The sequence below is a fragment of the Candidatus Methylomirabilota bacterium genome, from assembly GCA_036005065.1.
Classification (GTDB): domain Bacteria; phylum Methylomirabilota; class Methylomirabilia; order Rokubacteriales; family DASRDR01; genus DASYQW01.
In genome coordinates, this window is the sequence record DASYQW010000303.1 from 1 (window position 1) to 2,267 (window position 2,267).

The following is a 2,267-nucleotide window of genomic DNA, read 5'->3' on the forward strand; positions in this document are numbered from 1 at the left end:
GGCGGCCCGCACAACATCGGCTGGCCCCGACGAGGTCAACACCGCCCTGACGGCGCATAGCAGGACCCGCTCCCCGAGCAAAGGAGCACACATGGAGATCACGCCCGATATCCCGATCGCCAACCTCCGCGCCAACCTGAACGGCAACGTGATCGCCCCGGACGACCCCGGATACGACGACGCGCGCCGCGTCTTTTTCACCGGGTTCGACCGTCGGCCTGCCGCGATCGTCCGCGTCGCCGATGCATCCGACGTCTCCCGCATCGTTAACGTGGCACGGGAGACAGGCGCCGAGCTCGCGGTGCGCAGCGGCGGCCACAGCCGCGCCGGGTTCGGGACTTCCGAAGGCGGGATCGTCCTCGACCTCTCCGAGATGAACGCGGTGGAGATCGACGCCGAGGGCCGCACCGCCTGGGCGCAGACCGGCATGACCGCCGGCGACTACACCAAGGCCACCGGCGAGCACGGGCTCGCCACCGGGCTCGGGGATACGGCAAGCGTCGGCGTCGGGGGGATCACCCTAGGCGGCGGCATCGGCTTCCTGGTCCGCAAGCACGGGCTCACGATCGACGACGTCCTCGGCGCCGAAGTGGTCACCGCCGACGGCGAGCTGCTCAAGGTGGACGAGGACACCCATCCCGACCTCTTCTGGGCGCTTCGGGGCGGCGGCGGCAACTTCGGGGTCGCGACCAGGCTGCGGTTCCGGCTCCACGAGATCGACGAGGTCATCGGCGGGATGCTGATGCTCCCGGCGAGCGCCGAGGTGATCGTCGGGCTGGTCGCCGCCGCGGAGGCGGCCCCCGAGGAGCTCTCCGTCATCGCGAACGTCACGAAGGCTCCGCCACTGCCGTTCGTCCCCGCCGAGCAGCACGGCAAGCCCGTCGTGATGGCCCGGATGGTCTACGCGGGGGATGCCGAGGCTGGTGAGCGGGCGATCGCTCCCATCCGCGCGCTCGCGACGCCGCTCGCCGACATGGTCCGCCCGATCCGCTACCCGGAGATTTACGAGGGGCCGGAGGGCCCGCGGCCGGCGATCGACGGGGGGACGAACGTGCTCGTCGATGGCTTGGTCCCCGGGGCGGGGGAGACGATCCTTGACCACCTCGAGACCTCCACCGCCCAGATACCCGCCGCCCAGCTCCGCGTGCTCGGCGGCGCGATGGCACGCGTCCCCGACGACGCCACGGCATTCGGCTATCGGGGGGCGAAGCTGATGGTGAACGTCGCCGCGATGGATGAGAGCCCGGAGGAGGGCCCAGAGCATAAGGCCTGGGCGAGCAGCCTGGCGACGGCGCTCTCGGATGGCACCGCCGCGGCCTATGTCGGCTTCCTCGGCGACGAGGGGGAGCAGGGCGTTCGACGCGCCTACCCGCCCGCGACCCTCGACCGGCTCGACCAGGTGAAGCGTCAATATGACCCGGACGACCTTTTCCGGCTCAACGAGAACATCCGCCCGGCCGAGGAGTGACCGACGAGGATCCGGGCGAGGTTCGGCGCTCGCTCTCTGGCGACGTCCTCACCGAGGGGCGACCGACCCCGGCTGGCCCAGAGATAAGTGACTAGCCAGCAGCCATCTCCCCAGGAAAGGGGCAATACCCATGGAGAACGCCGTGAATGCATCCACCGCCGACAGCAGCGGTCAGATCGTGATCGCCGGCGCGGGCTACGCCGGGCTGCACGTCGCCTTGCGCCTGACGGCCAAGTTGCGCAGCCACCCCGCGGTCGAGCTGACCCTGGTCGACCGGCATGACTACCACCAGGCGATCACCGAGCTGCCCCGGGTCGCCGGTGGCACCCGCGCGGCCGACGCGGTGCGCATCCCGCTCCAGGACATGCTGGCCAAGCGGGTCCGCTTCGTCCAGACCGAGATCAATGGTTTTGACCTGGCCGGCCGGCGGCTGCTCACCGGAGCTGGGCCGATCGGCTGGAGCTGGCTGGTGCTGGCGCTCGGCAGCAGGCCCAATGACTTCGCCATCCCCGGTCTGGCCCGTCGCGCGCTGTCGCTGTATTCGGCCGACGACGCCGAGCAGGTGTGGGCGGCGGCCAACAAGGCGCTCACGGCTGCCGCGGCCGCCACCGATCCCGAGCGGCAGCGCCGCCTGGCGACAGTGGTGGTCGGCGGCGGCGGCGCCACCGGGGTCGAGCTGGCCGGCGAGCTGGCCGAGGTGCTGCCCGAGGTGGCCAGCGGCCACGGCCTGGCGCCCGACCGGCCCGCCGTGCAGCTTGTCGAGGCGGGCCCCACCATCCTGGCCGGCTCCTCACCGCAG

2 protein-coding genes are annotated in these 2,267 nt (G+C 71.6%); both read left to right on the top strand.

Annotated features, from left to right (window positions below; all coding sequences use genetic code 11):
• Positions 1-91 precede the first annotated feature (91 nt).
• Positions 92-1,468, top strand: a complete 1,377-nt coding sequence (locus VGW35_20980) for an FAD-binding oxidoreductase (protein HEV8310145.1) — start codon at positions 92-94, stop codon at positions 1,466-1,468.
• A 130-nt stretch (positions 1,469-1,598) separates the two neighbouring features.
• A partial coding sequence (locus VGW35_20985) for an FAD-dependent oxidoreductase (protein HEV8310146.1) occupies positions 1,599-2,267 on the top strand: 669 nt, incomplete at its 3' end.

Excerpts from the sequence above, each read along its gene's own strand:
- VGW35_20980 (HEV8310145.1), top strand. The coding sequence starts at position 92 with ATGGAGATCACGCCCGATATCCCGATCGCCAACCTCCGCGCCAACCTG.